This window comes from Prevotella sp. CAG:255 (assembly GCF_000431195.1).
Lineage (GTDB): Bacteria > Bacteroidota > Bacteroidia > Bacteroidales > Bacteroidaceae > Prevotella > Prevotella rara.
Window position 1 is genome coordinate 77,831 of record NZ_HF986781.1, and the last position, 9,095, is coordinate 86,925.

Sequence of the window (9,095 nt, forward strand, 5' to 3'; positions counted from 1 at the left end):
ACATTCCTGCTGAGTATATTGGAAGCAAGGTTGTTATAGCACTGCGCCATACATGCAACGACCAGCAGTCATCAACATGGGAAGTTAAGAAACTCTCTGTAAAAGACGGTTCAGTTGAAGAGCAGCCGGGCGGAGACACAGGCGATCTTACAGCTCCCAACGGCGACTTTGAGGCATGGGTGTCAGGTCTTCCCAACAACTGGTCGACAACATCTACAGCCGGAAATGCAACACTCTCTATGAGTACAGACGCTCACAGCGGTTCATATTCAGTAAAAGTTGCCGGAGATTCAAAATACAACAAGCGTATATCATACAAAGAAATAGAGCTCAAAGCCGGTGAATACACAATGACATTCTATGCCAAGGCTGCCACATCTGCAGGAGCATCAGTACGTCCGGGATACGTACCCGTTACAGACGGAAAAGTAGGCAACTATTTCTATGGCGACTACACAAATGACATTACAAGCAGCGAATGGGTAAAAGTTACACACACCTTTACTATTGATGCAGACGGAACATATTGCGTAGTGATTATGAACTCTAAGAATCCTGGCGGAGATGTCCTCATCGACGACTTCACATTGAGCATGGGAGGAACAGTCATTATAAAATAATTTATAAAAATTATTACCAAAACATTTGGCAGGCTGCGGAAATCTTCGTATTTTTGCAGCCTGTAATGTGTAATTATATTTTTAACAACAATATTTAAGAACAAAATGAAAAAAGGTATTCATCCAGAAAACTATCGCCCCGTCGTATTTAAGGATATGTCCAACGGCGATATGTTCCTTACACGTTCTACATGCAAGACTACAGAGACAGTAGAATTTGAAGGCGAAACTTACCCGGTGGTAAAAGTCGAAATTTCAAGCACATCTCACCCGTTCTATACAGGTAAGAGCAAGCTCGTTGACTCAGCTGGTCGCGTAGACAAGTTCATGAGCCGCTATGGTAAAGCTCGCAAATAATAGATTACCATATTTCGATTAACATACAAAGTGCGTTTGGGCGTAGTTGCATATACGTTTAAGCGCACTTTTTGTCTAAAGACACTTCTACTCTTTCCGCATCTTTTTCTTGCTGGCTTATGCGGATTGTTCATTATCATACCATCATAGTTATTAGTAAATTTATGTCTGTAAAAAGTATTTTTAGCAAAACAGCCCTGCTCAAACTCGCAATAATTCTGCCGTCATTTATTCTGCTGACAGTCTCATGCAGCAATGACGACAACGACAACGGAGGGAGCGGAAAAGAAGAGATAAATCTCAATAAGAATGAGGTTACCACAGACAAGGCTGTCACCCGACTTGAATTTCCACGCCTGAAAGGAGGCAACAGCATAGTTCTCATATACAGGACCAAAGGCGATAAACAGTATGACAAAGACGAAATCAACTATTGTGTCGAATGGGACTGTAGCAAGAAATCGCAGCGCTGGTCGTGCTATCAGATGCACCAAGGCTACACCGGAAATTACAGCCGTGTGACTGACAGCTATCATAACGACCCCAGCCTCGACTCAGAGTATTATTGGGCTGAAGACTATTATTATGGCTCCGGATATGAGCATGGGCACATCTGCCCTAACGCAGACAGGAAATTTTCTTATGATGCAAACTACCAAACTTTCTATATGACCAACATGCAGCCGCAATATCACAAATTTAACGACTACACAAACAGCGGTCAGGATCAAGGCGAAGGCCTATGGGTAAGAATGGAGGATCAGGTACGTTCATGGACTCCCAGGGCAAAGACTGATACGCTATACGTCTGTAAAGGAGGAACAATAGACAATGAAGACCAGATAATTTCAAGAATACAGGGTAAACTTATCGTACCAAAATATTTCTTCATGGCATGCCTTCTAAAAAACAGCGAGGGCTATAGAGCTATAGGATTCTGGGCCGAACAGAAAAAAGACGAATGGCGGACAGACGACCCGCTTTCACTATATGCAGTTACAATAGACCGGCTCGAAGAACTTACGGGCATCGACTTCTTCTGCAATCTGCCTGACGATACGGAGAACAAGGTGGAAAGCAGCATAGCCATTAAAGCATGGGGACTGAAATAACCGATTACATCATTTAAATATCTGAAGAGTCATATCATCACTCCAAAATGCAGAGATTGATATGGCTCTTCACATTTATCATGTCAAGACTGACTCGGTTTAGATATAGCATGAAAATACAAACGTGGATAGTGCCCTAACGTCCTAAAATAGACATAATAGCAAATAAATTCATTAGATATTTACGATTCTGCAAGTTTATCCTACCAATGTATCCTTAATGATATTATCATCAATATCTATTTTTATTCCGTCATTACTGATTGTCAATCAGAACAATATATACAGACAAGAAACATCTTGCCAATTTAAGAGCAAATTCAAATATTGTTGCAGCATTATCGGGGCTGATACAGATTCAATAAAACAAAAATCGGCTCAAATCAGAATTGGATTTGAGCCGAGTGTTACATCTGAAAATCAATCATTTTCCATTTATTATCATTGTAAAGAGAGTATGCAAAAAAACATAATGACTAACAACTGCATAATTGTGACTATGAGTAAAATTACATTGTATGGTAAATCCGTGTTTTGTTTATCAGCACCCGTCTCGCCATAAATGTTTTTTATGCAAGTCCCTCCTTACTACAACTGAATATAAAGACACTGTGCCGCTTGCATCACTGCAAGATTCGGCTATACACAACTTATTCCCAATAATTTATATCAACCTAAATTTCAACATCCATCAACTTTGTCTCTATATTCCATCAACTATATTATAAATAATCATCAAGTCATTTTCACCAATCCGCATGACCGGACAATATTTAAGCATTTCAGCCTATGGAATCAAGAGCATTTATGTTTTTCTTAATATCGTCATCGGACAACGAATAGTTAATCAGGTCTCCGTTGAGATACTGATCATAAGCAGTCATGTTTGTTAGGCCGTGGCCGCTTAGATTAAGCAATATCACCTTCTGTTCTCCTCTATCTGCACTTAGCTGCCTCACGTATGTTTGCCGCCATGGCGTGGCAGATATTAGGAGCCGAATATAGAGCGCCTTTTCAAGCGCATATCCTCAAGTGGTGCTGAACGTTAATATTTACGCATATCGAGCACCTCGTCGGGGATGTCCATCCATGCATGCTTATTGTCAAACTTCTATCTGCAACACTATTCACAGAACACGAGAAAAGTTTTTCAATGGCTCTTTTGTTGCCAGATTAAGAGGCTGCAGCGGTTTGCCAACCACGTCTATCTAGATATTATACCACCATGTGTGGCATCTCATTTTCTTGCAACATAGACCTCTTATGCCCCTTTATATCTCAATTTATATTTCCGTTTGTTACTCTCAACATCTTACGACGACAAATTTAATATTTTTCTTTATAAAAAACAAGAAAATTTCAAATAATTTATTCAAAAAACTTACAATATGATTCCATACCTTATTATATAACGGCAAAAAAGGCCGATAAACGGATTTTTGTGACAAAATTAACTGCGAACAAGCTCTGCCGGTTACAAATAAAACACTGAAGTATCTTTGTTGTTTACAAAAAAACACTACCTTTGCATCATGCTTATTCTGATTACTGTCTTGATTTATTTTGCCGTTCTCTTCGGCATAAGCCGGCTAACATCGCGTAAGGCCGACAATGAAACATTCTATCGCGCCAACCGCAAATCGCCATGGTACATGGTTGCCTTCGGCATGATTGGCGCATCGGTGTCCGGTGCCAGTTTCGTTTCCGTGCCGGGCATGGCGATACACATGGACATGACCTACATGCAGACGTGTATCGGATTCATACTGGGATATTTTGCCATAGCCTTCATCCTGCTGCCTGTATACTACAGACTAAATCTTACCACAATATATTCGTACCTGCGCGAACGCCTCGGGACGCGGTCGTACAAGACGGGAGCCGCATTTTTCATTCTGTCTGACCTCACGGCCGTGGCAGTGAAATTCTACGTTGTGTGCATCATCCTGCAGCGCTTTGTGCTCGATGCCTATAATGTGCCCTTTGCCGTAACCGTGCCCGTGCTGATGTTCCTTATATGGCTCTATACTCACAAGGGCGGAATAAAGACTCTGGTATGGACCGACACTGTGCAGACGGCATGCATGCTGGGTGCGCTGGTGCTGATAATAATAAAGGTGGCCGGAGAACTCGACATGAACTTAAGCGAGGCTGCAAAGGCTGTTGTTGCCGACAGCCACAGCCGCATGTTTGTGTTTGACGACTGGATGAGCACGCAAAACTTCTGGAAACAGCTTGTCTGCGGAGCTTTCATCGTGATTGTCATGACAGGACTTAACCAGAACATGATGCAGAAGAACCTTACGTGCAAGACTCTTGCCGAGGCACGCAAGGACATGTGCACTTACGGCTTTGCGTTCGTGCCCGTCAATCTGCTGTTTCTCTCTCTCGGCATTCTGCTCATGATGCTTGCCGGGCGCAAAGGCATGGCCCTGCCCGACAGTCCAGACGAACTGCTGCCCATGTTTGCCGCCACGGGCGAGCTGGGTTCTGCCGTGGTGGTGCTGTTCATCATTGGCATTGTGGCAGCTTCAGCCAGCACTGTCGACTCGTCGCTTACGGCTCTCACCACGAGCTATTGCGTCGACATTAAGGAGCGGCCAGCCGACATTGGCCTGCGCCGCCGCGTGCATGTGGTCATAGCCGTGATATTTGCAGTGTTCATACTTTTGTTCAGGATGATAAACTCAACAAGCGTGATCGACGCAATATTCATCCTCTGCTCCTACACCTACGGCCCTCTGCTCGGTCTGTTTGCCTTCGGTCTGCTCACCAAAAGAAAGGCGAGCGACACAGCCGCGCCGTATATCGCCGTGGCATCACCTCTGATATGTCTTGCAGCCAACTACATCGTGCCGGCTGCTACGGGATATAAATTCGGCTACGAACTGCTGCTTCTCAACGGGCTCATAACCTTCTGCGGACTATGGATAAGCGGAATCGGCAAAAATCAGGATGCAGGCAAAAACATAAGATAAAAAGACATAAAAGAACAATCTGCAGGCACGAAACATCTTTTTATCATGATTATACGCCTGCTTATTAAATTTGTTTTGTATTTTTGCACCGCAAATCAGTTTTAAGGTAAAAATTTTTCCAGGTAATATCATGGAATGGATTAACGGACTATTCACCACACACTCTGCCCTGCAGACAATGGTACTGCTGTCGCTAATCATAGCGGCCGGACTGGCATTGGGCAAGCTCCACGTCAAAGGCATATCACTCGGCGTTGCCTTTGTATTTTTCGTAGGCATCGTGGCCGGACACTTCCAGCTCAGCGCCGACAAGAGCATGCTCGACTTTGCCGAGACATTCGGACTTACCGTGTTTGTTTATACACTTGGACTCTACGTAGGCCCCAACTTCTTCGGACTGCTGCGCCACGAGGGCATAGCCGCCAACCTGTGGAGCCTTGGCGTCATAGTCATAGGCACCATCATGGCCCTCGGCCTCTGCCTTGTCCTGCCCGTCAGCCTGCCCGACATGGTAGGCATACTGTGCGGAGCGACAACCAACACGCCCGCACTCGGAGCTGCACAACAGGCACTCGAGGCTGCAGGACAACCTAGCGGAGGGGCTGCCCTGGGATGCGCCGTCACTTATCCGCTGGGCGTAGTGGGCGTAATATTGGCTATGATACTGATCAGAAAGCTGCTGGTTAAGCCGGCCGACCTTAAGCCGCGCATATCCATGGAGGAAGACAACACATACGTGGCGCAGTTTGTCGTTATCAATCCGGCCCTAGAAGGCAAGACGCTTTCACAAATATCGCAGAAATCGCATATCAAGTTTATCATTTCACGCATCTGGCGCAACGGCGAGGTGATAATGCCGCTGGCCAACACCCAACTACACATCAACGACAATGTGCTGGTGGTCACCATGGCCGACGAGATTCCGTCGATAGAGATTCTGCTGGGAAAGAAGATTGAAACCGACTGGAACAAAAAGAAAATAGACTGGAACGCCATAGACGCCCAGGTGGAAAGCCGCGTCATTGTGCTGTCGCGCCGCGTGCTCAACGGCAAGCACCTCGGGCAGCTGCACCTGCGCGACACTTACGGAGTGAACGTCAGCCGCATACAGAGAGGCGACATAAAGCTGCTGGCCACCGACGACATCAGGCTGCAGTATGGCGACCGCGTAACAGTTGTTGGCGCACCTGAAGACATAAACCACGTGGAAGGATTTTTGGGCAACGCCGTACAGACGCTCAACGAGCCCAATCTTGCGGCCATATTCCTGGGCATAATGCTCGGTCTGGCTCTCGGCACCATACCGCTCAGCCTGCCCGGCATGAGCGCCCCCGTAAGACTCGGCATAGCCGGAGGCCCAATCATCATGGGCATACTGGTAGGCTCGCTCGGCTCTCGTGCCCACTTCATAAGCTACACCACGCCGTCGGCATCGCTCATGCTGCGCAAGCTGGGCCTGTCTCTCTATCTTGCCTGCCTCGGCCTTGAAGCCGGCTATCAGTTTTTCGAAACCGTGGTGCGCCCCGAAGGTCTGCTGTGGATAGGCATAGGCTTCGCACTGACAGTGGTACCGGTGCTGATAATAGGAGCAGCCGCACTACTTACACGCAAATATGACTTCGGCACTATATGCGGCATCCTGTGCGGCTCTATGGCCAACCCGATGGCCCTAAGCTATGCCAACGACACGCTGAAAGGCGACTCTGCATCTATCAGCTATACGTCGGTTTATCCGCTGGGCATGTTTGTCCGTGTGGTCATAGCCCAAGTATTGGTGATGTTCCTGGTTTAGCCCCATTTTTTATATCACAGGAAACAGACGTTGCAGCCGGTCGGCCAATACGTAAAAAAAAATAGAATATTGCAGCAAGGATAAATTTTCACTTTACTGCAATATTCACATTTATTCTTACTATTTGTATTTACCACACACTCTAAAACCGCAGTATTTTAAAATTAAAATCTTTTGCCCGTGATTTCGCAAAAATACGTGTGCAAACATAAATATCACGATTACAATATATTACAGGCAACCTACAGCATTATGTGCAACAAAACATACATGAAAAAGGCCTAAAAACCACTGAAAAAGGCAATAAAAACGGCCGTTTTATGAGCACAGAACAGGTATGTTTTCACTCATAAAGCGGCCATTTACCATTCAAAGCCTTACCATTTAACATGGTTTGTAAATATTATCTATCATCATAAAGCATTTTGCATTGATTTAAATTCTATTTCATCTTAAAAACTAGACAAAGCTACAATATCATTCTGACACACATCAGCGCGAATATCTTACATATTTAAAAACACAGAAAGGCTCATCAATATATCAAAAATAATTACATACGCTGCAATATTCAAATTATATTCAGAATGCAAATAATGTCAAAATTATTTATTGCTGTTCTTTTCAAGCCATTGCATACGACGCATGTCAGGCAGATGCTTTATCGAGAAGTTCTCAAACATGGCTTTAAATCCGTCACCGTCTGGACAAGCTCCCATCAGTCCAACCATTACAGGATGATTATCCTGAAGCCATGCATTGCGCATCATCGTATAGTTCTTGTCGTCGAACGAATAGAATATCTCAACAGCATCGAGCCTTCTTACAGCCTTAATCCATACATACTCAACAGGCTTGTCAAGCGGAATTATGCTCCAGTCGCTTGTATGATGGGTTACTACTGTGCTGAGGTTATACTTGCCGTCTACAAACTCAATTCCGGCCTTGATATAGTTTTCGTGGTCAATACGGATCATCAGTCCTGCCTGATCAAAACGTGTTTTATAGTCACCCGATATCTTGACCTTTGCTTCAAACTCGCCCCCGCGTATAGTGTATAAGAACGGGGCATCGTCTACCGTAAATCCGTAGTGAGAGATACGCCAATAATCTGTGTGTGGTGTAACATCCATAACAAGCGAATTATTTTTTATCTCCCATTGTTCTGGCTCGTTAAACCATTGCATCTTGTCTAACGACTGCGCCGTTCCTGTTAATGAAGCGGCAAACATTGATCCACATAACAACATAAGTCTTTTAATCTTTTCAATTATCATAAAATAATATTCTTTTTGATTATCTTTGCAAATGTAAAGCATTGACCATTGACTCGCAATAATTAAAAATAACCATTTTTTCTGCAAAATGAAGAACACCATAGACATATTGAACAAAGAATTCGCAAAACAGGATTTCTCAAAAGACAAAGCCTACGACAGCGCTACAGCAGAATTAATCAACACGGCATACAACTATGCAAAAATAGAAAATGCCATTGCCGTACTGAGCGACTTGCGTGCTAAAGTCAGCTATATATTCTATGGCAAATTTTCTCATATATTCGGTCTTGGCAGAGATGTCAGTGAAATGACAATGGCCTCTATCTGGGAGGAAGACATATTCAGCCGTATTCATCCTGACGACCTGGCAGACAAACATCTTCATGAACTTTGCTTTCTGCACTTCATAAAACAACAGCCAAGGAAAAAGAGGGCAGACTATTATCTGAGGAGCAAACTCCGCATGAGGACAACCACAAACAGCTACATCCCAGTAATACACCGCATGTTCTATATTTTTGGAACTTCAGGCGAAACGTTACATATGGCCTTATGCCTTTATAGCCCTATGGTTATAGATTTTTCGGAGAGATGCGTAATTATCGATTCTTCAGACGGCCACACAATCCAACCGGAAGCCCAAAATAAAGACAACATTCTGTCAACAAGGGAAAAGCATATTTTAAGTTTAATCGACAAGGGATTGACAAGCAAGGACATAGCAGAAATGTTGCACATAAGTATTAATACTGTCAGTCGTCATAGGCAAGATATCCTGAGCAAACTTCAAGTGAGAAACTCTATTGAGGCCTGCAGAATTGCCAAAGAGCTAAAAATAATATAAGCCAAAGTTTTTTACGGAAGATGAAAACATGTGGAACATCAGCCTTATATTTTACGCAACAAGAATGTTATATCCGAAGCCATAAAACAGCCAACCCTACCATAATCCATAT

The 9,095-nt window shown here is 44.1% G+C and carries 7 protein-coding genes and 1 pseudogene; 6 read left to right on the forward strand and 2 right to left on the reverse strand.

What is annotated here, in order from left to right; genetic code table 11:
* The 3 genes from QVO66_RS03370 to QVO66_RS03380 form a co-directional block, all read left to right on the forward strand.
* On the forward strand, positions 1 to 620 hold a 620-nt coding region (locus tag QVO66_RS03370), incomplete at its 5' end, for a carbohydrate binding domain-containing protein (RefSeq protein ID WP_288172523.1).
* Positions 621 to 725: 105 nt separating this feature from the next.
* Positions 726 to 977 carry a type B 50S ribosomal protein L31 gene (locus QVO66_RS03375; protein ID WP_021851667.1) on the forward strand — a complete coding sequence of 84 codons (252 nt, stop codon included), beginning with the start codon at positions 726 to 728 and terminating at the stop codon, positions 975 to 977.
* Between the two features lie 164 nt (positions 978 to 1,141).
* Positions 1,142 to 2,089, forward strand: coding sequence for a DNA/RNA non-specific endonuclease (locus QVO66_RS03380; RefSeq protein WP_021853992.1), 948 nt, complete (start codon positions 1,142 to 1,144; stop codon positions 2,087 to 2,089).
* Between the two features lie 782 nt (positions 2,090 to 2,871).
* Here the strand turns inward: QVO66_RS03380 and QVO66_RS03385 are convergent.
* A pseudogene (locus QVO66_RS03385) lies at positions 2,872 to 3,085 on the reverse strand (TrpB-like pyridoxal phosphate-dependent enzyme); the annotation flags it as partial.
* 536 nt (positions 3,086 to 3,621) lie between these two features.
* Between QVO66_RS03385 and QVO66_RS03390 the strand changes: the two are divergent.
* Both QVO66_RS03390 and QVO66_RS03395 read left to right on the forward strand, forming a co-directional pair.
* A complete protein-coding gene (locus tag QVO66_RS03390; protein WP_021853994.1) occupies positions 3,622 to 5,067 on the forward strand; it encodes a sodium:solute symporter in 1,446 nt (481 codons plus the stop codon).
* Positions 5,068 to 5,197: 130 nt separating this feature from the next.
* Positions 5,198 to 6,859, forward strand: coding sequence for a putative transporter (locus tag QVO66_RS03395; RefSeq protein ID WP_021853995.1), 1,662 nt, complete (start codon positions 5,198 to 5,200; stop codon positions 6,857 to 6,859).
* A gap of 605 nt (positions 6,860 to 7,464) precedes the next feature.
* Here the strand turns inward: QVO66_RS03395 and QVO66_RS03400 are convergent.
* A complete protein-coding gene (locus QVO66_RS03400; protein ID WP_288947801.1) occupies positions 7,465 to 8,109 on the reverse strand; it encodes a DUF1349 domain-containing protein in 645 nt (214 codons plus the stop codon).
* A 115-nt stretch (positions 8,110 to 8,224) separates the two neighbouring features.
* Between QVO66_RS03400 and QVO66_RS03405 the strand changes: the two genes are divergently transcribed.
* Complete coding sequence (locus QVO66_RS03405; RefSeq protein WP_021853997.1) at positions 8,225 to 8,983, forward strand: response regulator transcription factor; 759 nt, start codon at positions 8,225 to 8,227, stop codon at positions 8,981 to 8,983.
* The last annotated feature ends 112 nt before the right edge of the window (positions 8,984 to 9,095 follow it).